Genomic DNA, 20,796 nt, shown 5'->3' with positions numbered 1-20,796 from the left:
GCGTTGGGCGGCGACACCCTCTCCTGCGAACGGCCGGTGTTTTGGGGGGAAGTTCGCCCGGCCCCCCCCCCCACGCACGGGGTCGTTTCGCGGCCACGGCCAGCGGCGGCGTCATCACCGGGCGTCATCACCGGGCACCGAAGCGAAGGTCCACGAAGGCCCCGACCAGTCCCCCGAGCGCGACGGCCGGCACGACCACATCCCCGGCACGGCCGGCCAGCGCGCCCGTGACCAGCACGAACGCGACGACGGCCAACGCGCCCGCCCAGGCCGGTCCCGATCGCGGCAGCAGGGGAACGGGCCTGCCGTTCCGCCGCCGCCTGACCCACTTGACGGCGAGCAGGAGCACCGCGACCGCGAGGAGCGGCGGCGCCGTGACGTGCGCGGAGGTTCCCATCGCTGTCCGCCTTCCGTTCGGGTTGCCACCGACACGGTAACTGCCGTGCAGGAGACCGGCGATGGCGCCGTCCCGGCCACCGTTGCCGATCCACGGAACGGCCTGCGGGCAGAGCGCCGAGCACCTGGGTTCGGGGACGTGGCGACGGCGACCGCATGGCAGGAGGCGTTCCTGTAGGCCTGCTCGCGACGGCGCGGCTGCGGTGAGGCCGGTCCCGTCGGGCACCTGAATATTTCATCACGAGAAATATTCAGGTGGTCGTCGGCGTTGACCACGGAGCCGGGTGCGGGAAGGCCCCGCACGACTGGAGACGGGAGCGACGCCGTGCGCGTGGAGATCTGGACCGACATCAACTGCCCGTGGTGCTACATCGGCAAGGCCCGGTTCGAGCAGGCCCTGGAGCGGTTCCCCCACCGCGGGGACGTGGAGGTCGTCCACCGCTCCTTCGAGCTCGACCCCCACTCGCCGGCCGAGGCGCGGCCGGTCGTCCCGCTGATCGCCGCCAAGTACGGGCTCAGCCTGGAGCAGGCCGAAGCGGCGGAGGCGCGGATCGCGGACAACGCGCACGGGGAGGGGCTCGCGTACCTCCGCGAGGGGCGCGACGCGGCGAACTCCTTCGACATGCACCGCCTGCTGCACTTCGCCAAGGACCACGGGCGGCAGGGGCAGCTGCTGGACGCGCTGTACCGGGCCAACTTCGCCGACGCGCGATCCGCGTTCGCGGAAGGGCGACTGGTGGACCTGGCCGTCGAGGCGGGGCTGGACGGCGAGGCCGCGGCGGCGGTGCTGGCCGATCCGGACGCCTACGCGGAGGCGGTACGCGAGGACGAGGCGACGGCGGGCGCGATGGGCGCCACCGGGGTCCCGTTCTTCGTGTTCGACCGGCGGCTCGGGGTCTCGGGCGCCCAGCCCGCCGAGACGTTCACGGCGGCACTGGAGCAGGCCTGGGAGAGCCGGGTGGCGGTGCCCCTGCTGGTCGGCGGCGCCGGCGGTGAGGGCAGCGGCGAGGTCTGCGGGCCGGACGGGTGCGAGCTGCCGCAGCGGTGAGGCGAAGGGCGTGGAGCAGGAAGTCGGCGGGGCCGACTTCCTGCTCCGGGGGTGTCAGCGCTTGGGGGCGATGAGGCGGATGCCGGTCCAGTCCGCAGCGGCGCTGATGGCCTTGGTCGAGGCGAGGCCGGCGGTCTGGGCGGCCTCGTTGACGTCGCTGGGCTCGATGTAGCCGCCCCGGCCCGGCTTCGGGGTGAGCAGCCAGATCATGCCGCCCTCTTCGAGGAGGCCGATGGCGTCGACCAGGGCGTCGGTGAGGTCGCCGTCGTCCTCGCGGAACCAGAGCAGGACGGTGTCGGCCACGTCGTCGTAGTCCTCGTCGACGAGGTCCTGGCCGATCAGCACCTCGATGCCCTCGCGGAGATCCTGGTCGACGTCCTCGTCGTAGCCGATCTCCTGGACGACCTGCCCGGGCTCGAACCCGAGCCGGGCCGCCGGGTTGGTGCGCTCTGTCGTCATGCCGGTGTTCCTTTGACTTGGAGGCGCCTGTCGCCTCGCATCCGGGTAGCCAACCAGACACGGACGGCGGTCGGCGCGGAACACGCCCGGAGATTGACGATCCGTCAGATCTTGCGGCAGGAGATGACCACGGACGAGCTGACGGTCAACAGGAGTTGCGCACCGCCGGCCGCGTCGGCCCGGGCAATGGTGGCGCCCAGCTCGCCGGGCGGGAGGGGGAACGTGTGCGGGCGCAGGTCGGCGTCGTGCGCCACGACCGCGTCGCCCTCGACGTAGAGCAGCAGGTATTCGGCGACGTCGGACACGTCGGGTCCCCTCCCCTGGGGTGGCTGGCGCTTGGCGCTGCCCACGCTAGGGGCCGCGCGGGGCGCGGTCGGTGGCATTCACCCGGCACCACTCCCACGGGTGAACGCGGTCGAGGACGAGCGAGGGCTCGGGCTGGGGTTGAGGTGGGGGTTGAGGCGGGCGGGGTGCCCGGCGGCGTTGCGACCGGCGGCCTCGCGGTAGGCGATGCGCTGGACGGCGGTGAGCAGGCGGTAGAGGTTGAGAGCGGCGTCGGAGTCGTCGGCGGCGAAGCCCAAGTGGAAGATGAAGGCTTCGAGTTCGCGCCAGTCGAAGTCGTCGGGGACGGGCTGGGCGGCGCCGGGGGCGAGGGTGTTGAAGGCGGCGGCGACGGCGTAGTGGGTCGCGGCGAGGGCGTTGGCCAGGGGGTTGGGGCCGAAGTCGGGCTCCGGGGCGGGGTCGGACATGTCAGGGGTCCTCCTCGTCGGGCTTTGCAACGTTGAGTGCGGTGATGACGCCCAGGACGACGGTGGCGATCGCCAGGGCGAGGAGGACGGCGAAGGCGGCCGCGATCAGAAAGCGCACGGGTCGTCGCGGTCTCGGTCGGCGGCGAGGAGGAGGGAGAGGAGGTTGAGGAGGGTGGAGGCGGGGGCCGTGTTGAAGCGGACGAGGATGCGGCCGTCGATGGTGCGGTCGGTGGTCGCGGAGGGGAAGATGAGGCCGAACCTGCGGCCGCGCTCGTCGACTTCGGCGAGGAGCGTGCGGATGTGGTCGTCGGTGTAGTACCGGATCCGGGGGTCGGTCGGCAGCATCGGGTAGCGGCGGGGAAGAGGCATCAGGCGGCGTCCAACTGCAGTTCGAACCAGACGGATTTGCCCTGCTTACGCAGGTCAGTGCCGAAGCGGTGGGTGAGGGAACGGACGAGGTGGAGGCCCCGGCCGGAGAGGGCGAGGGGGTCGGCGGGGACGCACGGCTCGGGCGGGAGGGTCTGGCTGTCGTCGCAGACCGAGACCCGGAGCCTGCGGTTGAGGAGGGACAGCACGACGAGGGGCGCGAGGCTCCCGGCGTGCTTCCACGCGTTGAAGAAGAGTTCGTGGAGGGCGAGTTCGGCGTCGGAGATGGTGGGGGGCGGCCAGCCGGCGGTGGTGAGGAGGTCGCACAGCTCGGTGCGGGCGGCGGTCCAGTCGGGAGGGTTGGAAGCACGCATGGGAGACCCCAGGAGGAGAGGAGGGGAATCGGCGGAAACGTCGCCATGAACCGGACTGACGCTCCGTCATGTGATCAGTGCAACACTGAGAGTAGGGGTCTGCCTGGCAAGGTTGCAAGCAGATCCAGGAGACTCGTACCAGCCATCACTCGTTGGTGGCATCCCGGAGGGGTTGTGCGCGAGACTGCGCCGACAGGGAAGGACGATCGTGGGATACAAGGGACCAATCAGCCAACGGCAGCGCCGATTCGGCGAGGAGCTGCAGCACCTGCGGACAGCCGCCGGGCTGTCGTCTGCCGACGCCGGGGCACTGGTCGGTATGAAGGTTCCGGCAGTGAGCCACACCGAGGCTGGTCGGATCACTCTCAACCCCGAACGCCTCGAAGTCTGGCTCGACGCCTATGGCTGCACGGACCCGGTATACCGCGCGGGTCTTACCGAGATGGGGCGGAGCAGCGGCAAGGGCTGGTGGAGCGAGTTCGAGGGCAAAGTTCCGACACTCGCGCTGGATCTGGCCGAGGCGGAGGACAGGGCACAGACCTTCTCAGTGTTCGATACGCTCCATATCCCCGGCAGCTTGCAGGTCCCGGGCTATATCGAAGCTATCTACAAGGATGCTTACCAAGATGGCCGTTGGGACACGGCGACCGCCGTCCAGTTCCGTCTACAGCGGCAGCGCGTCCTGACCGACAGTAGGCGTCAGTTTCGATTCGTCATCCACGAAGCAGCTCTTCAGATGCGGTTCGCCGGCAAGTCGGTCATGCACGAGCAGCTTCTTCACCTCGTCGATATGGCGGAGCTACCCAATGTCACGATCGAGATCATTCCATTCGACGCCCCCAAGAAGGTCCCCTACACAGGCGCCTTCCTGATCTGCGACCCCGGGTGCACCGCGCTGTCGACCATCATCCTGGATGGGCCCAAGCGCGCTATTCACCTTGGGGATCCATCAGATGTAGTGGCCTACCACCAGAAGTTTCGCGAGGCCTGCGATCTCTCATTACCGGCCGTGGATGCGTCGAAGCCCAGGCGTGATTCCTCTCGTGACTCGTGGGGACTCCTTCAGCACCTCATCTACCAGCTTCAAACGTGAAAGGCGCCCGATGTCCGACCTTGCCTGGCAGAAGTCATCCTTCAGCGACGCAGACGGCGGCAGCACATGTCTTGAACTAGCGACTGGGGTCGACAGCCTCCGTCACTTCCGCGAGTCCGACGACCCCGACGTCATCGTCACCACCACCGTCCCCAAACTCCGCGCCTTCCTCCTCGGCGCCAAGGCCGGCGAGTTCGACCATCTCGTCCGAGCCTGAACTCCACGCACGCCCGGCGGTCAGCACACTCGGTGCTGACCGCCTCCGCTCAGCTCCCTGTTCCGGGCCGCCCGCACTGGGTTAGCGTGGACCCATGTCGAGAGACCTGCCCGCGCTACGGGCATCCCATCAGGACCGGGACCGCACCGTAGAAACGCTGCAGGTCGCCGCCGCAGACGGCCGGCTCACCCCCGAGGAGCTCGAAGCCCGGCTGGAATCCGCGCTCTCGGCCCGGACGCTCGCCGAGCTGGCTGAGCTGACCACCGACCTGCCGAGCTTCGCGTCGGCCGTGCCCACGCCGAAGGACGTGCTGGTCATCGACCAGCGCGGCGGCAAGTACACCCGGGCCGGGCGCTGGGTGGTCCCCCGGCACATCGAGTTGCGGCCGAAACATTGCACGGTCGTCCTCGACTTCACCGAAGCGGTCATCAAGGCCGACACCCTTCTGATCGACGCGGCCCTGCGGCACGGCAAGCTGCTCATCATCAGCCCGCCGGGCCTCGTCACCCTCGACACCGACGATCTCACCCTCGTCTTCTCCAAGGTCAAGCAGCGCTCCAACGGCGGCGGCGACGCCACCAGCCCCCGGCTCCGGATCGAGATCACCGGCACCCTCAAACACGCCTCGGTCGTCGCGCGCCCTCCCCGCCGCCGCCTCTTCGCCACCTGAGGCAGGCCCACTCCCCATCTGCACACCCTCGCCCGCTCGTCGATCTCGACGAGCGGGCGCTCTCGTTGCCCGGCCGGTCCGATGGGACCGCCGGCAACGGAAAACCCTCCGGGTGCCGGGCCGTGCAGTGGCAGAATCGGACCCATGACTTCCTCCTTGCCCGAGCCTGACCAGCAACTCTCCGATCCCAGCGAGCTGTTGCTGGACTATCTCGACTACTACCGGTCCGTGGTCGGCGCCAAGATCGAGGGCATGTCCGACGCAGAGCTGCGTGCCAGCCGGCTCCCTTCCGGGTGGACCCTGCTCGAACTCCTGAAGCACCTCGTCCACATGGAGCAGCGCTGGCTGCGCTGGGGCTTCCGGGCCGAGCAGGTCTCGGCGCCCTGGGGCGACCGCGGCCCAGCGGACCGCTGGTACGTCGGCCCGGAGGAGACGGCCGCCGACCTGCTTGCCGCGCTGCACGCGGGCGGCGAGTACACGCGAGCCGTCGTGTCGGGTACGCCGCTGACCACCGTCGCCGCGGCCGGCGGCCGTTTCCCGGACGACTGCACCACGCGGCCCACCCTGGGCTGGATCCTGTTCCATGTTCTGCAGGAGTACGCCCGCCACGCGGGCCATCTGGACATCGTTCGAGAGCTCACCGACGGCGTGACCGGCGAATAGCCACCGGCACTGCCAGGACAAGGCGACTCCGCCCCGCACAGCGCCGGTGTCGGCTCCGATGCGTTTGCCGAGCCGCTGGTCCCGGATCTGGCGGTTCCACATGGCCGCCCGTGAGACCGACCTCTCTGGGGAACGGGACACCGTCGAGCGTCTGATCAACAAACGGAAAGCCAGGCGAGGTATCGGCCACGCGATACGACAAGACCCCAGCGAGCCACCTCGCCGGCCATCACCTTCCCGATCTACTGGCCCCGAGCGCGCTCTACGACGCGGACGCCCGGCGGCTGCTCACCTCGGCCGCTGAGAGCCGGATCTGACAGATCGCCGGACTTCCTGTCCGGGCGTCTCCGCGAAGATCGGCGCCCGGAGGGTCGAGGCCGTGGTCGAATCTCCCAAGCGAACGATGCAGTTCTTCCCGGAGGTGAACGATGCCCGCAGATCCCCCACTTGAGGACCTGCTGCGATCCTGCACCCGCTCCGCGCTTCACCTTGAGATGCGCGACGGCTACATGCGGGACGACCCGCTGTTCCTCCGCTGGCTCGACGGGCACCGGGATGACCCGGCCGACCGCTCGTCGTGGTGGAACCCGTGGTTGCAGCTGATCCACGAAACCACCGCCCGAGGCGTCGAGGTCCGGCGCGCCCGTGTGGTGTCGGAGCCGGTGAGCGAGTACATCCGGTTCGAACACGAGATCACGTTCCGGAACATCGCCTCCGGCGAGCAGGTCCGGTGGCTCCCCCGCCGGCAGACGACCGACCTGGCGCTCCCCGGAAACGACTTCTGGCTCATCGACGGGCGGCTGCTCGTCGTCCACCACTTCAGCGGCGAGGGCGACTTCGTCGACGACGAGATCAGCACCGACCCGCAATCCGTGAAGCTCTCCCACTCCGCGTTCGAGGCCGTCTGGGAGCGGGCGGTCCCGCACGAGGACTTCCAGCTCCACTGACCGGTGCACGCGCGCCATCCGGCGTCCAGCAAGGCAATCTGGCGTTGGCCAGGTGCCGTAGGAGGAGGCCGCACCCGCCCGCTCGTTGGAGCCCAACGAGCGGGCGGCAAACGTCCTACCGCCCTCTTGGCGGCGATCAACCGGAAGGGTGAGGCTCACGCACACCGGTGCACCCCACTCGACTACGGGAGTGAGAATGGCCCTGAGGTTCCTCGGCATCATCCCGAACACCCCGGACACGGACTCGCCGACGATCTGGTTGGACGAGGAAACCGGAGACTTGCTGATCCAGTCCTACAAGGCCACGGACAACGAAGTGAAGGCATGTCAGGAGATCGGTTCGATCCCCGGCCACTCCACCGACGTGCCCGATCACGAGACGGTCATCAGGCTTCCCGAGATCATGCTTCAGTTCATCCCCAAGCCCGACAGTGAGTAGGAGCGATGACGAACCCGGTGCTTGAGGGCCTGGCCGAGGCCAAGGTTTCCGCCGTGCATCTTGAGATGCGCGACGCCTACCAGCCCAGCGACCCCGAGTTCATCGCATGGCAGCAGGGGAAACGCCTTGACCCTGCTGCCGAGCGGTCGTCCTGGTGGCGCCCGTTCCTGGACGTGGTGACCGAGACGACGGCGCGCGGTGTCGTGATGAGGCGCGCCCGGATCGTCTCCGAACCGGTCACCGACTACATCCGGTACGAGTACGACGTGACGTTCCCGAACGTCCGAGCAGGCGAACAGATCCGTTGGCTTCCCCGCCGGAAGGCGGCCGACATCGCGTTGCCCGGCACCGACCTGTGGCTGTTCGACGGGTCGTCGGTGCTGTTCACGTACTTCTCGGGTGTCGGTGAGGTCGTCGACCGTGAATGGCGCACCGAGCCGGCCGTCGTCGAACTGGTGAAGTCGGCATTCGAGGCGGTGTGGGACCGGGCCACACCGCACGAGGAGTACCGGCTTCGCTGATCCGCCATGGCCGCCTCGCCTGCACGCCCTGCCCTCGACGGCGAAAACCCCTGCCCTGCCCGCGCGTTGGGGACCGACCGGCGGGCGGGACTGCCCTCGGTGGGCAGGGTTGCTGCCCCCGCCATCTCTATCGCTCCGGGTGTGGGCGGGGTATCCAGGACTCACCGGCCATCGACCCGAAGGGACGCCGATGAGGACCAGCGACAGTGACGACAAGGCGCACGCCCCCTCGACCGCCCGGACACCCGCGCACGCGCCCGCACCAGCACCCGCGCTGCTCGGCCTCCAGGCGTCCGTCGGGAACGCCGCCGTCGTCCGACGACTCCAGCGGGCCGGCCAGGTACAGCGCTCCGCCGCCGCCGTCCACGACGTGCTGCGCAGCGGCGGCCGCTCGCTCGACGGCGCCACCCGCGCCGACATGGAGGCCCGCCTGGGCGCCGACTTCTCGGACGTCCGGATCCACGACGACAGCGCCGCCCGGAGCTCCGCCGCCGAGATCGGCGCCCGCGCCTACACCTCCGGCAACCACGTCGTCATCGGCGACGGCGGCGGCGACCGGCACACCCTCGCCCACGAGCTGACCCACGTGCTCCAGCAGCGGCAGGGCCCCGTGGCGGGCTCCGACAACGGCTCCGGGCTGAGCGTCAGCGACCCGTCCGACCGCTTCGAGCGCGAGGCCGAGGCCAACGCCCGGCGGGTGCTGTCCGGCCCGGCCGCAGGCCGCCGAGCCGACCACGCCGCCGCCCACGAGGACGAGGAGCACCGGGGCTGAGCCGTCCCGCCCGCGCCCATCAACGGGATCGTTCATCGTTTGTCTACCGCCTTGCCCCATGGTCAGTCCCACGGGGCGCCCCGAACTTTCACGGGCGCGATATGGACGAAAGAGGTACCCGGGGATGAAGGCAGTGAAGGCAGTGCGACGCATGGCCGTCGGGGTGGCGGCCACGGCGCTGGCGCTGACGGGGACGATGCTGGGGGCCGGCACCGCGCAGGCGGCGTACGACCCGACGACCCACACGCTCTGGAACGACGAGCCGCTCTACCCGGGCTGGCACGTCGACTCCGAGAACTCCCGGCTGATCATGCAGTCCGACGGCAACCTGGTCGTCTACCGCGGGTACAACACCCCGAACCCGCTGGCCGTCTGGAACTCCGGCACCCACGTGAACCACTGCGGGTACAAGGCGGTCATGCAGTCCGACGGCAACCTGGTCGTCTACTCCGCCTCCGGGGGCGTCTGCTGGTCCTCCGGCACGTACGGGCACCCGGGCGCCCGGCTGGTGGTGAAGAGGCTCGGCGGCGTCGCCATCTACTGGGGTGACGGCGAGGTCCCCATCGTCACCACGCCCACCAACGACATCCGCATGTGGGCGATGTCCTCGGACCTCTACTGACGACCGCACCGGCCCGGAGCGCCGCTCAGGCGCCCCGTTCGGCGAGCCAGCGGACCAGGTCGGCGACGGACCACTGCGGGCGGGCCGCGAGGCGCGCCGCCACCGACCGCAGGAGTACGGGCAGGTAGCCGCAGAGCTCGGCGACCTCGGCGGCCGGGCCCGGCTCCCGGCGGATCCGCTCGGCGCCGACGACCCGGGCCAGTAGCTCGTACGCGTCCTGCGGCTCCAGCGGGCCGACGGCCAGCCGGGCCGCGTCGGCGGGCAGGGCGCCCGGTTCGGCGCCGGCCACGACGGCCGCGCAGCCCGCCACCGCGGGCAGCAGCGGCGCCGGGTCGGTGACGCCGTCGAGCACGACCAGCACCCGCCGTCCGGCGAGCGCGGCCCGGTAGCGCACGCCCAGTTCGCCGACACCGGCGTCCTCGACGGGCCGCTCCCCCAGGGCCCGCAGGAAAGCGGCCAGCACCGCTCCCGGCTCCGCCGTCCCGCCGGCCGCGTACAGCTGCCCGTCCGGGAAGGCGTCCTGGACGGTGTGCGCCAGGTGCACCGCGAGCGCGGAGGTGCCGCTGCCGGCCGGCCCGGACAGGCCGAGCACCGGCGAGGCCCCGGCATCACCGCCGTCGACATCACCGCCGTCACCGGCACCGGCACCGGACCGCAGGATCCGCTCGGCCTCCCGCACCTGGGCCGCCCGCCCGACCAGGTCGGGGATGTCCGGCGGCAGCTGGCAGGGCCGGGCGGGCCGGCACGGCGGTACCGGGGCGGACGGCGCCGCGAGCTCGGCGTCCCCTCTCCGGATGCGGGCGTGCAGGTCCGCGACCGCCGGTGCCGGTTCGAGCCCCAGCTCGCGGTCCAGCCGTTCGCGCAGCGCCTCGAAGGCGGCCAGCGCCTCGGCCGTCCGCCCGCAGCGGTGCAGGGCCAGCAGGTGGAGGCGCTGCACCTCCTCGTCGCGCGGGTGTGCGGCGGCGAGCGCGTCCAGCGCGGGCAGCGCCTCGGCGTGCCGGCCGAGCGCCAGGTCCAGGTCGTGCAGCACCTTGACGGCGGCATGGTGACCGGCGGCGAGCCGTTCGCGGGCGCGTTCGGCGAAACCGCCGGGCACGCCGTCCAGCGCACGCCCCTCCCACAGCGCGAGCGCGCCGGCGAGCAGTTCCCGGGCCCGCACCGGGTCGTCGTAGCGCAGCGTGACGGCCTCACCCACCCCGGCCTCGTAGCGGAACAGGTCGACGGCGGCCCGGTCGACCTCCAACCGGTAGCCACCGGCGGTGGCGACCAGCAGGCCGGGGGCCGCGAGGGCACGGCGCAGCCGGTGCGCGTGGGTGCCGATCTGGCCGGCCGGGGCCTTGGGCCAACGGGCGACATCCTCGCCCCACAAGCCCTCGACCAGCCGTTCAGTGGGCACGAGCTGGCCCGGGGCAAGCAGCAGGGCGGCCAGCACGGCCCGCTGCTGCGGCCGACCGAGATCGATCTCGTGGCCGTCGCACCGGGCCCGCAGCGGCCCCAGAACACGGAATTCGAGCCCCATGCCCCCACCCCTCGAAGCCATGAGTTCAAGTACACAATCCGTGACAGAGCATAGGTGACCGGATCAGGGGGCGCCGCCGTCCGTACGGAAGTGGCGTGATCCGGGCACCGGACGACATTCGGGGACGGGACATGGTTGACATCGGGGCGTCCGGGCTGCGGTTCGGACTGCTGGGACCACTGCGCGCCTGGCACGGGGAGCGGGAGATCGAACTGGGCCGACCGCAGCAGCGGGCCGTCCTGGCGGTGCTGCTGGACGCCGCCGGACGGACGGTGGCGACGCCGGTGCTGGTGGAGGGGGTGTGGGGCGGGGCCGCACCGGCCGACCCCCGCAAGGCCGTCCAGCTGGCCGTCTCCCGGCTGCGTTCGGCCTTCAAGCCGTACACCGGGCCGGATCCGCAGCGGATGCCGCTGGTGCGGGTCGGCGACGGGTACGCGCTGCGGGTGCCGGACGCGGAGGTGGACGCGGCCCGCTGGGAGGAACTGCTGGCCACGGCCGGACGGCTGCGCGACGAGCAGGCCCCGCCGCAGGAGGTCCGGGAGGTCCTGCTGGCCGCGCAGCGGCTGTGGGTCGGCGAACCGCTGGCCGGGTTGCCGGGGCCGCACGCCGAGGCCGTCCGCTCCCGCCTCGCCGAACAGCGACTTCACGCCAAGGAGACGCGGCTGGAGCTGGACACGGAGATCGGCGACCACACCGGTCTGACGGCCGAGGCCGCCGCACTCGCCCTGGAACACCCCGAACGGCCCCGGCTGACCGCCGTCCTGATGCGCGCCCTCTACCAGGCGGGCCGCAAGGCCGAGGCGCTCGCCGTGTACGAGGACGCCCGCCGCCGACTGCCGTCCGGCGGGGACGGGCCCACCCGGCACGAGGACACCCGCCGGCCGCCGACGGCCGCCGCCGCTCCGACGGCCGAGGACGGCCCCGCCGCACTGCACCTGCGGATCCTGCGCGAGGACCCGTCCCTGCTGCCCGCCCCCGCCGCCTCCGCCTCCGTCCGCGCCGAACCCGCCGCCGCCTGGCAGCCGCCCGACCAACTGCCCGACGGCCTGGCCGACTTCACCGGCCGCACCGAGGAGGTCGAGACCCTGGTGGACCGCCTCGCCGGGGCCGGCGGGCGAGCCGTCGTGGTCTCCGCCCTGGACGGCATGGGCGGGGTCGGCAAGACCACACTCGCCGTGCACGTCGCCCGACAGGCCCACGGACGCTTCCCCGACGGGCGGCTCTTCGCCGACCTGCGCGGCGCCGACCGCACCCCGCTGGACCCGGGCGCGGTGCTCGCCGGCTTCCTGCGCGCCCTCGGCGTGGCCGCCGCCGAGATCCCGCTCGACACCGGGGAGCGCTCCGCCCTCTACCGCTCGGCACTGGCCGGGCGGCGGGTCCTCGTCGTCCTCGACAACGCCGCCACCCTCGGCCAGGTCGAACCACTGCTGCCCGGCTCGTCCGGCTGCGCCGTCCTGGTCACCAGCCGCGTCCGGCTGGCCGGCCTCGCCGGGGCGCACCAGATGCGCCTGGACACCCTGCCGCCCGCCGAGGCACTGGAACTGCTGACCCGGATCATCGGCGCCGACCGCGTCGACGCCGAACCCGGGGCCGCCGAGGAGATCGTGCGGGCCTGCGGACTGCTGCCGCTCGCCGTGCGCATCGTCGCCTCCCGGCTCGCCGCCGACCCCGCGCTCACCCTGGCCGCGCTCGCCGACGGGCTGCGCCGGGAACACCGGCTGGCCGAACTCAGCGACGGCGAACGGACCGTGGAGGCCACCTTCGCCCTCTCCTACCACCGCCTCGACGCCGAACTCGCCCGCGCCTTCCGCCTGCTGTCCCTGCCCGACGCCCCGGACGTCCCGCTGCCCTGCGCGGCCGCGCTGCTCGGCCGCACCGAAGCCGAGACCGACGAACTCCTCGAAGCGCTCGTCGACCTCAACCTGCTGCACTCCCCCCGCTTCGGCCGCTACGGCTTCCACGACCTGGTCCGCGACTACGCCCGCGGCCGACTCGCCGCCGAGGAGCCCGCCGCCGAACACACCGCCGCCGCCGACCGGCTGGTCGACTACTGCCTGGCCACCGCCCGCAACGCCGACCGCGCCGCCCGCAAGGCCGACCCGGTCGAACTCAGCCTGCTCGACGCACCCGTCCGCTCCCCCGGCAAGACGATCACGGACGGGCCCGCCGCCGTCCGCTGGATGCGCGAACAGGCCGGCGTGCACGCCTCCGCCATCGCCCTGAGCTGCGCCGACGCGGCGCTGCCGCTCGACCGGGCGGCCGAACTCGCCGACCGGATGGGCTCCGTACTCGCCGAACGCACCCAGACCCGCGACATCGCCGACCTCTCCGACCGCATCGCCCGCGAGGCCGCCGCCCGCGGCGACCACGGCCCGCTCGCCCTCGCCCGCTACGTGCGCGGCGGCATGCTCTGGCACATCAACCGCTACGCCGAGTCCGAGCAGGACATCCGCCAGGCCGTCGCGCTCTGCCAGGACGACGACGGCGGCAACGGGGGCAGCGGCGACGGCCCGAAGGTCCGCGTCCTCGCCAAGGCCCTGCTCACCCTCGGCGGCAACGCCCGCGTCCACGGCCGCTACGCCGACGCCGCCCGACACGCCGGCCGCGCCGCCGACCTGTTCCGCCGCCTCGGCGCCGAACGCTCCGAGGGCAGCGCCCTCGGCGAGTTCGCGTTCAGCTGCGCCCAGACCGGCCGGCTGGCCGAGGCCCGGGACGCCGCCGAGCGCGGCGCCCGCCTGATGAGCGGCTCCGGCCCGGTGTCCGCTGCCACCGGCCGCTACTACCTGGCCCGGGTCCTGCGCCTGTGCGGCGACCCGGAGGCGGCGCTCGCCCACGCGGCCGGCGCCCGCGACGAGTTCGCCGCCCTCCAGGTGACGGTGTTCGCGGCGGCGGCGGGCGACCTCGCCGCCCGGATCCACGCCGAGGCCGAGCGCTGGCTGCTCGCCGCCGACGCCGCCGAGGCGGCGCTGCCGCTCGCCCGCCGCACCAGCGCCGCCCTGGAGGCCGCGCTGCTGCGCACCCTGGGCACCGCGCTCACCGGCCTCGGCCGCCCCCGCCAGGCCCGCGCCTGCCTCGCGGACGCGCTGGAGGTGTACGAGCGGCTCGGACTCGGCGAGGACGCCGAGCGGACCAGGGCCCTGCTGGACGGCCTGCCGCAGCCCTAGGTCCCGGCCGATCTCGGCGGGCCGGACGAGACCTGGCAGGCCCTGGGCCCGGGGGCCGCCCCCCTTGTTGATCACTTGTCTACCGCGGTCCGCGATCTTCTCTCTCGTCAGGTCGCGGACCGCACCAGTGCGGAGCCGGGGCCACTCCCATCGAAGATAGGCGCCACTCATGCCCACGCTCCCGCAGAACGGCCAGGTCTGGACCCTCAAGTCCGCGAACGGAACGGTCGCCGACGTGCGCTCCAGCCAGAGCAGCCCGGGCACCCCGGTCCAGTCCTGGGGCCCCAACGGCACCACCGCCCAGGGCTGGGTCTTCTGGGCCAAGGACGGCGGCAGCTGGCTCCTGGAGACCCAGCTCACCAACGGCAGGCACGCCCCCGGCCAGGCCGTCGTCATCGACTACAACTACTCCACCGGCCAGACCTGGCTGTTCAACGAGCACGGGCAGCCCAACCAGCGCTGGGTGCTGGACGTCATCGACAACGACTGGTTCCGGGTCCGGACCGTCCGCGGCGACGAGGGCCAGCTGTTCCTCACCGCGGCCGCCCCCGGCGCCCCGCTCACCCTCACCAAGCAGGACGACAACAACCCGGCGCAGCGCTGGCAGCTCATCCCGGCCGGCGGCCAGAACGGCAGCGCCGGCGGCCAGCAGCAGCCCCAGCCCCAGCCGCAGCCGCAGCCCGGCGGCGACTTCCGCACCGAGATGCTGGCCTCCGTCAACACGGAGCGCGGCCGGGCCGGCCTCCAGCCGCTGCGGCTCGACGACCGCCTGAGCGCCGCCGCCCAGCGGCACGCCAACGACATGGCGTCCCACGACCTCACCCAGCACGACGGCACCGACGGCAGCAACCCGTGGGACCGCATCCACGCCGCCGGCTTCCAGTTCCGCTCGGCCGCCGAGAACGTCACCCCGGGCAACAGCGTGGCGGAGGCCATGCAGATGTGGATGAACAGCCCGCACCACCGCGACAACATCCTGGGCCGCGACTTCACCTCCATCGGCATCGGCTACACCCCCCGCCAGCGCGGCAACTGGGGCCGCTACGTCCAGACCTTCGCCCAGGCCTGACCTCCCCGTCCCCTCAGCCGTCACAGCAGCCACAGCAGCCACAGCAAGCAAGGAGCCACCCTCATGTCCTCGAACGCGGCGGACCTGATCCGCGTCGCCCGAGACGAGGTCGGATACCAGGAGGGCCGCAGCGGCTCGCACTGGAACAACATCCAGAAGTACTCCCCGGCCGTCCCCGGCCTGGAGTGGTCCCAGGGCGAGGCCTGGTGCGCGACCTTCGTCGCCTGGTGCGCCCAGCAGTCCGGCAACGCCGGGCTGTTCCCGGTGACGGCCTCCTGCGCCGAGGGCGTCGCCTGGTTCAGGGACCGCGACCGCTTCACCGACTACCCGGTGATCGGCGGCCAGGTGTTCTACGGCCCCGGCGGCGGCAGCCACACCGGCATCTGCGTCGCCTACACCAGCTCCACCATCACCACCGTCGAGGGCAACACCAACGACGACGGCAGCTCCGAGGGCGACGGCGTCTACCTCAAGACCCGTGACCGCAAGTCGAGTTGGGTGTACGGGTACGGCGTCCCGGACTTCGCCGACGGCGTCATCCTCGCCGACCCGCAGTGGCGGGACCGCCAGGGGGCCGTCTACTTCGGGCAGGAGGCCTCCGCCGCCGACCAGCCGAACGGCGGCGCCCGGCCCCAGGCCGACAGCAGCGGGGACGGAGGCGGGGGCGAGGGCGGCTACGAGCCCTTCCCCGGCGCCGACTTCTTCCAGGACGGCCAGAAGAGCGACGTCATCACCCGGATGGGAGAGCGCCTGGTCGCCGAGGGCTGCTCCGCCTACGCCGAGGGCCCCGGCCCCGAGTGGTCCGGGGCGGACCTCGAATCCTTCCGCAACTGGCAGCACAAGCTGGGTGACTCCGGCAGCGACGCCGACGGAGTCCCCGGCCCCAAGCAGTGGGACGCCCTCCAGGTCCCGCGCGGCTGACGCCGCACCTCGACCACACCCGGATCCACCACACCCAAGAAGGAGAACCCGATGAAACCCGTCACCCGTACCCGCAGGTTCCTCGCCGGGCTCGGCGCCGTCGCGGCCGTCGCGGGGGCGGCCGTGGTCACCGCCCCGGCCGCGCACGCCGCCGGCTGCGAGCTGGCGCCGAACCTGCAGACCGTCACCGCCGTCTACAACGGCGCCACCGGCGTCCTCGACCTGCCGGCCAACACGGAGACCAACGGCCAGCGGATCGGCGTCTACCAGGGCAACCAGAGCCCCGCGCAGACCTGGTCGTTCTGGGGCTACTGCGACGGCACCACCGCCATCTCGCACGGCTCGGCCGGCAAGGTCGTCGACCTCGACACCGGCTCGGGCGCCGTCCAGCTCTGGGACACCCCCGGCGGCTGGGACGGCCTCAACCGCCCGGCCGGCGACTGGCTGCCGGCCAACCAGAAGTGGATCCGCACCAGCGAGGACCGCGGCTGGTACCTGATCCAGAACGCGGCCACCGGCCAGTGCCTCAAGTCCAACGGCGTCGCCCAGCTCACCTCGGTGACGTCCTGCAACGGCAGCGACCCGGCCCAGCGCTGGAAGATCGGCTGACGGCTCCCCGAGAGGGGTCCGACGGTTCCCGCCCGGGGCGCGAATCGTCGGACCCGGCCCGTCCCCGGTCCGTTCGCCGACTCCGGCGGGCGGACCGGTCCGCGCCCACCACCCTCCGCCCGAGCCACCCCTGGGCCGGCGGAGGGGTTCGTCGGCGGGCCGGTCCTCGACCTGCTCGCCCACGAGTGGGCCCCGTGACACGCCGCCGAACCCCTCCCCGACGGCGTGTCACGGTCAGGCGTCCGCCGTCACCGCGCTGCGGGCGTCTCACGCTCCGGCGTCCGCCGTCACCGTGCCGCAGGCACCCGCGCCGTCACCGCACCGCAGGCACCCGGTGGATCCGCAGGAAGGCGTCGACACCGAGCGCCGCGATCCGGGCGAGTTCCTCGTCCGCCACCGGCAGGGCGCCCCAGAACGAGCGCTCGGCGACGCCGTGGAAGGTCAGCAGCGTGAACTGCTCGGCGGTCTGCGGGGCGTCGTCAACGGCCAGCAGGCCTCGGTCCGCGATCGCCTCGAACCGCTGCGCGAGGTCGCGCTGCGAGGCGATCGGGCCGGCCTCCAGCCACGCCTCCAGGACGTCGGCCGGGATGTTGGCGACCTCGGCGCGGATGGCCCGGCCGAGCGCGCCGCGGTCCCCGGCCGAGAGGACGGCACGGGCCCGTTCGACCGCGAAGTCGGTGAGGCCCTGGCGCAGGTCCACCACCCGGTCGAAGTGCTTGTCCATCAACTCGCGCATGACCTCGGTCAGTTCGGCCGAGTTCTGGAGTGCGACGGAGAGGAAGAGGGTCTCCTTGTCGGCGAAGTGGTTGTAGACCGTGCGCTTGGACACCCCGGCCTCCGCCGCGATCGCGTCCATGCTGGCCCGGACGTATCCCTCGCGCCCGAACACCGCCGTCGCGGCCCGCGTGATCGCCTTGCGCTTCTCCGGCCGTCCCGCTCCGCCCGTCGCCGCCACGGCGTCACTCCTCATCTACCGGGACTCTCGAAAACTGCCCGGTGTAGTGTCTCCCGAGCCCGCCTGAGCCGGGTTGCCATCGAACAAGGGTGCTCTATGCTGCCTACAACCTCTACACCCGTGTAGAGGGAATTCAACAGCACGCCTGCCCCCGACCGGAACACGGAAGCCGAGCGCGGGAACCGGCCGGCCGAACAGCAGCGTCCAGAAGTGGCAGCGCACAACGGCTCATCACACGAGGACCGGGCGCAGGCGCCACAGGGGCGCAAAGCACGGGAACACCGGGGGTGAGTGCGTGGCGGGGCGGCGAGGACGGACGTCCAACCAGGAGGCACGCGGGCGAACGCCAGGCCAGGAGACGCAGGCGCGGACGACCGACCAACGGACGGCCGACCAGCGGTCACCGGGGCGGACACCCGACCGGCGGGCACCGGGGCGCACCTCCGACCAGGGAGCCCGTCGGCGGGCGAACAAGGCCCCCGTCCGCCCCTTCCCCGGCGGAGCGGCCCTGCCCGTGGCCCTGGCCGTGGGGCTGCCGGCGGTGGGCGCCGGGATCGACGAACTCTCCGGCCCCGGCATGGGGACGGCCTTCCTGGTGGGCGCCGTGCTCGGCACCGGCCTGGCGGCCGCACTCAGCAGCCGCAATGGCTGGTGGTGGGTCCTCGCCTCCACTCCGCTGCTGGTCCTGGGGGTGACGGCCGGCGCGGAACTGCTGGCCAACGGCGACGCCTACCGGGGCAAGAACCTGGCCACCGGCTCCGCGAAGTGGGTGGTCCACGACTTTCCCGTGATGGCCGCGGCCGCCGCAGCGGCCGCCCTGGTGATCGTGGTCCGGCTGGTCCGGGACCGGAGGAGGGACCATGGCTGAGAACCCGCAGACCCGGGACGGCGGCCGCGCCGCCGCGCCCCCGACCCGCCGCACCTCCCCCCTGCTGATCGCGGGCCGGACGCTGGCCTGCTCGGTCGCCCTGGCGGTGTTCGGCGCCAGCGGGGTGGTCTGGTACGAGGTGACGTCCCTCACCGACGGGATGACCACCTCCAACGCCATCGCCGAGACCAAGAAGAACGCGCCCAAGCACCTCGACAACTCCGTCAACATCCTGCTGATCGGCCTCGACAGCCGCAAGAACATGGACGGGACGGACCTGCCGCCGGAGTTCGTCCAGGACGAACTGCACGCCGGCCACAGCTCCGACATCGGCGGCTACAACACCAACTCCCTGATCCTGCTGCACATCCCCGCCGGCGGCGGCAAGGCGCAGGCCGTCTCCATCCCCCGTGACGACTACGTCATGACCTACACCGGGGACGGCAAGCAGGCCGGCATGCGCAAGATCAAGGAGGCCTACGGCGAGGCCAAGGAGAAGGCCACCCCGGCCCTCCAGGCGAAGGGGCTCAAGGGCGCGGACCTGGAGAAGGCCGGCCGCGACGCCGGCCGGGCGGCCACCATCCAGACCGTGCAGAAGTTCCTCGACCAGCCCGTCGACCACATAGCCGAAGTCAACCTGATGGGCTTCTACGACATCGCCAAGGCCGTCGAACCGATCGAGGTCTGCCTCACCCACGACACCAAGGACCCGGCCATGGAGGGCCAGGGCTCCGGTGCCGACTTCCACAAGGGCATCAACAAGCTCAACGCCTCCCAGGCGCTCTCCTTCGTCCGCCAGCGCCACAACCTGGACGGCCCGGACGGCAACAGCGGCGACTTCGCCCGCACCCACCGCCAGCAGGCCTTCATCTCCTCCGTCGTGCACAAGCTCAAGCAGGACGGCGTCATCAGCGACCTCGGCAAGCTCCAGCAGCTGTTCGGCGTGGTGCAGAAGGACCTGGTCATCGACAACGAGTGGAACGTCCTCGACTTCGCCCAGCAGGCCCCCAACCTCACCGGCGGCAACGTCGAGTTCAACACCCTGACCTTCGACGGCTTCGGCACCCGCAACGGCCAGGACGTCAACCTGGTCACCCCCGCGAAGCTCCAGAAGGTCGTCAAGCAGATCTTCGGCTACGCCGACTCCGCGCCGGCCGCCCCCGACGCGGCGGGCGACACGCCCGCCCCGGCGGCCCCCTCCGGGCCGGCCACGACCGCGCCGCCCACCACCAAGGCCGCCGCCCCCACCACCGTGGACGTCTTCAACGCCTCCACGGCCGCCGGGGTCTCCTCCACCGCCGAGTCCAAGGCCCTGGTCGCGATGGGCTTCAAGGCGGGCAAGACCGGCAGCGCCGCCGCGAAGCCCAAGACCACCACCGTGGCCTACGGCAAGGGCGCCAAGGAGGCGGCCGACCAGATCGCCGCCCGCTACGGCGTCACCGCCACGGAGTCCGCGTCGGCCCCCGCCGACCGGGTGGTCGTCACCCTCGGCACCGGCTTCACCGGCGCGACCGACGACAAGACCGGCGCCGCCGCCCCGGGCGGCGGCGCGACCGGGGCCCCGTCCGACCCGGCGGCCAACCTGCCCGTGCAGGGCCCGTCGGTCGACGCCCAGAGCGACGGCGGCATCCCCTGCGTCTACTGACACCCCGCACCTGACGCACCGCACCGAGCCGTGGGGAGGCTCCCACCAGGGAGCCTCCCCACGGCTTTTCCCCACGGCTTTTCCCCACGCCCTTCCCCCGCGTCCGACCCCAGGGCGGACACCCCTCGCATGATTCTCCGTACTATGTATAGTGTACTGCGTACGGGATAACCGCGCGCTCGCGCCGACGAGAGGGCTCCGCCATGCAGATCACCACCACCACCCTCGCCCTGACCGTCGAGGACGCCACCGCCTCCGCCGCCTTCCTCCAGCGGCACTTCGGCTACACCGAGGAGATGTCGGCCGACGGCTTCGTCTCGCTCCAGCACCCCGGCGGCGGGGTCGGCGTCGTCTGCCTGCGACGCGGCCTGGAGGTGCTGCCCGAGGACCAGCGCGACCGGACCGCGACCGGCGTCATCCTGGCGTTCGTCGTCGAGGACCTCGCCGGCGAGGAGCGGCGGCTGCGCGGCGAAGGGGTCGAGATCACCCTGCCGCTGCGCGAGGAGCCGTGGGGCGAGAAGCTGTTCCAGGTCACCGACCCGAACGGGGTCGTGATCGAACTGGTCGAGTGGGCCGAGCGGTAAACCGCCCCCCCAGCAGTGACCGAGGCCCGAAACGGCGGCGGGGGGGGGGGGGGGGGGGGGGGGGGGGGGGGGGGGGGGGGGGGGGGGGGGGGGGGGGGGGGGGGGGGGGGGGGGGGGGGGGGGGGG

24 protein-coding genes and 1 pseudogene are annotated in these 20,796 nt (G+C 72.4%); 17 read left to right on the top strand and 8 right to left on the bottom strand.

What is annotated here, in order from left to right:
- Window positions 1-127: 127 nt before the first annotated feature.
- Complete coding sequence (locus AC07BF_RS35975) at window positions 128-397, bottom strand: hypothetical protein (protein ID WP_363619176.1); 270 nt, start codon at window positions 395-397, stop codon at window positions 128-130.
- A 324-nt stretch (window positions 398-721) separates the two neighbouring features.
- On the opposite strand from AC07BF_RS35975, the gene AC07BF_RS35970 reads away from it, so the two are divergent.
- On the top strand, window positions 722-1,444 hold the full coding sequence (locus tag AC07BF_RS35970) for a DsbA family oxidoreductase (protein WP_478334487.1): 723 nt from the start codon (window positions 722-724) through the stop codon (window positions 1,442-1,444).
- Window positions 1,445-1,498: 54 nt separating this feature from the next.
- Here AC07BF_RS35970 and AC07BF_RS35965 read toward each other — a convergent pair whose 3' ends face one another.
- The 5 genes from AC07BF_RS35965 to AC07BF_RS35945 all read right to left on the bottom strand — a co-directional run bounded on the left by AC07BF_RS35965 (window position 1,499) and on the right by AC07BF_RS35945 (window position 3,392).
- The gene (locus AC07BF_RS35965; protein ID WP_363585385.1) at window positions 1,499-1,903 is read right to left on the bottom strand and encodes a DUF3052 domain-containing protein; all 405 of its coding nucleotides are present in this window, start codon (window positions 1,901-1,903) and stop codon (window positions 1,499-1,501) included.
- A gap of 104 nt (window positions 1,904-2,007) precedes the next feature.
- Entirely contained in the window at window positions 2,008-2,208 is a 201-nt protein-coding gene (locus AC07BF_RS35960) for a hypothetical protein (protein ID WP_363585386.1), read from the bottom strand.
- Between the two features lie 78 nt (window positions 2,209-2,286).
- Window positions 2,287-2,652, bottom strand: a complete 366-nt coding sequence (locus tag AC07BF_RS35955; protein ID WP_363585387.1) for a hypothetical protein — start codon at window positions 2,650-2,652, stop codon at window positions 2,287-2,289.
- Between the two features lie 105 nt (window positions 2,653-2,757).
- Window positions 2,758-3,021, bottom strand: coding sequence for a hypothetical protein (locus AC07BF_RS35950; RefSeq protein WP_363585388.1), 264 nt, complete (start codon window positions 3,019-3,021; stop codon window positions 2,758-2,760).
- Window positions 3,021-3,392, bottom strand: a complete 372-nt coding sequence (locus AC07BF_RS35945) for an ATP-binding protein (RefSeq protein ID WP_363585389.1) — start codon at window positions 3,390-3,392, stop codon at window positions 3,021-3,023. Before AC07BF_RS35945 ends, AC07BF_RS35950 begins: the two co-directional genes overlap by 1 nt.
- Before the next feature lie 208 nt (window positions 3,393-3,600).
- On the opposite strand from AC07BF_RS35945, the gene AC07BF_RS35940 reads away from it, so the two are divergent.
- From AC07BF_RS35940 to AC07BF_RS35900, 9 genes and pseudogenes are all read left to right on the top strand, one after another.
- On the top strand, window positions 3,601-4,485 hold the full coding sequence (locus AC07BF_RS35940) for a helix-turn-helix domain-containing protein (protein ID WP_363585390.1): 885 nt from the start codon (window positions 3,601-3,603) through the stop codon (window positions 4,483-4,485).
- A gap of 10 nt (window positions 4,486-4,495) precedes the next feature.
- A complete protein-coding gene (locus tag AC07BF_RS35935) occupies window positions 4,496-4,702 on the top strand; it encodes a DUF397 domain-containing protein (protein WP_363585391.1) in 207 nt (68 codons plus the stop codon).
- A gap of 94 nt (window positions 4,703-4,796) precedes the next feature.
- Window positions 4,797-5,372, top strand: coding sequence for a DUF1707 SHOCT-like domain-containing protein (locus AC07BF_RS35930; RefSeq protein WP_478334486.1), 576 nt, complete (start codon window positions 4,797-4,799; stop codon window positions 5,370-5,372).
- 144 nt (window positions 5,373-5,516) lie between these two features.
- On the top strand, window positions 5,517-6,035 hold the full coding sequence (locus AC07BF_RS35925) for a DinB family protein (RefSeq protein WP_350877627.1): 519 nt from the start codon (window positions 5,517-5,519) through the stop codon (window positions 6,033-6,035).
- Between the two features lie 428 nt (window positions 6,036-6,463).
- The gene (locus AC07BF_RS35920; RefSeq protein ID WP_478334485.1) at window positions 6,464-6,982 is read left to right on the top strand and encodes a DUF6879 family protein; all 519 of its coding nucleotides are present in this window, start codon (window positions 6,464-6,466) and stop codon (window positions 6,980-6,982) included.
- A gap of 196 nt (window positions 6,983-7,178) precedes the next feature.
- Window positions 7,179-7,421 carry a hypothetical protein gene (locus AC07BF_RS35915; protein WP_478334484.1) on the top strand — a complete coding sequence of 81 codons (243 nt, stop codon included), beginning with the start codon at window positions 7,179-7,181 and terminating at the stop codon, window positions 7,419-7,421.
- A 5-nt stretch (window positions 7,422-7,426) separates the two neighbouring features.
- Window positions 7,427-7,942: a DUF6879 family protein gene (locus AC07BF_RS35910; RefSeq protein WP_478334483.1), complete on the top strand. Its 516-nt coding sequence runs from the start codon at window positions 7,427-7,429 to the stop codon at window positions 7,940-7,942.
- A gap of 190 nt (window positions 7,943-8,132) precedes the next feature.
- A pseudogene (locus AC07BF_RS35905) lies at window positions 8,133-8,684 on the top strand (eCIS core domain-containing protein); the annotation flags it as partial.
- Window positions 8,685-8,838: 154 nt separating this feature from the next.
- Window positions 8,839-9,336 carry a hypothetical protein gene (locus AC07BF_RS35900; protein ID WP_363585396.1) on the top strand — a complete coding sequence of 166 codons (498 nt, stop codon included), beginning with the start codon at window positions 8,839-8,841 and terminating at the stop codon, window positions 9,334-9,336.
- A gap of 25 nt (window positions 9,337-9,361) precedes the next feature.
- Here the strand turns inward: AC07BF_RS35900 and AC07BF_RS35895 are convergent, their stop codons facing one another.
- On the bottom strand, window positions 9,362-10,855 hold the full coding sequence (locus AC07BF_RS35895; RefSeq protein WP_478334482.1) for an AfsR/SARP family transcriptional regulator: 1,494 nt from the start codon (window positions 10,853-10,855) through the stop codon (window positions 9,362-9,364).
- 131 nt (window positions 10,856-10,986) lie between these two features.
- Here AC07BF_RS35895 and AC07BF_RS35890 point away from each other — a divergent pair, with 131 nt between their 5' ends.
- The 4 genes from AC07BF_RS35890 to AC07BF_RS35875 all read left to right on the top strand — a co-directional run bounded on the left by AC07BF_RS35890 (window position 10,987) and on the right by AC07BF_RS35875 (window position 16,618).
- Entirely contained in the window at window positions 10,987-14,019 is a 3,033-nt protein-coding gene (locus AC07BF_RS35890; RefSeq protein ID WP_478334481.1) for an AfsR/SARP family transcriptional regulator, read from the top strand.
- A 169-nt stretch (window positions 14,020-14,188) separates the two neighbouring features.
- Complete coding sequence (locus AC07BF_RS35885) at window positions 14,189-15,088, top strand: CAP domain-containing protein (RefSeq protein ID WP_363630097.1); 900 nt, start codon at window positions 14,189-14,191, stop codon at window positions 15,086-15,088.
- A gap of 63 nt (window positions 15,089-15,151) precedes the next feature.
- The gene (locus AC07BF_RS35880) at window positions 15,152-16,009 is read left to right on the top strand and encodes a peptidoglycan-binding protein (RefSeq protein ID WP_363630095.1); all 858 of its coding nucleotides are present in this window, start codon (window positions 15,152-15,154) and stop codon (window positions 16,007-16,009) included.
- Window positions 16,010-16,060: 51 nt separating this feature from the next.
- Window positions 16,061-16,618, top strand: coding sequence for an RICIN domain-containing protein (locus AC07BF_RS35875; protein ID WP_363630093.1), 558 nt, complete (start codon window positions 16,061-16,063; stop codon window positions 16,616-16,618).
- Window positions 16,619-16,931: 313 nt separating this feature from the next.
- On the opposite strand, the gene AC07BF_RS35870 is transcribed toward AC07BF_RS35875, so the two are convergent.
- The gene (locus AC07BF_RS35870) at window positions 16,932-17,588 is read right to left on the bottom strand and encodes a TetR/AcrR family transcriptional regulator (RefSeq protein WP_478334480.1); all 657 of its coding nucleotides are present in this window, start codon (window positions 17,586-17,588) and stop codon (window positions 16,932-16,934) included.
- A gap of 499 nt (window positions 17,589-18,087) precedes the next feature.
- Between AC07BF_RS35870 and AC07BF_RS35865 the strand changes: the two genes are divergently transcribed.
- The 3 genes from AC07BF_RS35865 (at window position 18,088) to AC07BF_RS35855 (ending at window position 20,670) form a co-directional block, all read left to right on the top strand.
- The gene (locus tag AC07BF_RS35865) at window positions 18,088-18,441 is read left to right on the top strand and encodes a DUF6542 domain-containing protein (protein ID WP_363585403.1); all 354 of its coding nucleotides are present in this window, start codon (window positions 18,088-18,090) and stop codon (window positions 18,439-18,441) included.
- Window positions 18,434-20,086 (top strand): LCP family protein, encoded by a 1,653-nt coding sequence (locus AC07BF_RS35860; protein ID WP_478334479.1) that lies wholly within the window; start codon window positions 18,434-18,436, stop codon window positions 20,084-20,086. The genes AC07BF_RS35865 and AC07BF_RS35860 overlap by 8 nt, the downstream gene beginning before the upstream one ends.
- A gap of 203 nt (window positions 20,087-20,289) precedes the next feature.
- Window positions 20,290-20,670: a VOC family protein gene (locus AC07BF_RS35855; protein ID WP_363630087.1), complete on the top strand. Its 381-nt coding sequence runs from the start codon at window positions 20,290-20,292 to the stop codon at window positions 20,668-20,670.
- Window positions 20,671-20,796: the final 126 nt, after the last annotated feature.

The organism is Kitasatospora sp. NPDC043950 (assembly GCF_056435345.1).
The sequence above is the reverse complement of the archived record's forward strand: the minus strand, read 5'-3'. Positions and strand labels throughout refer to the sequence as shown.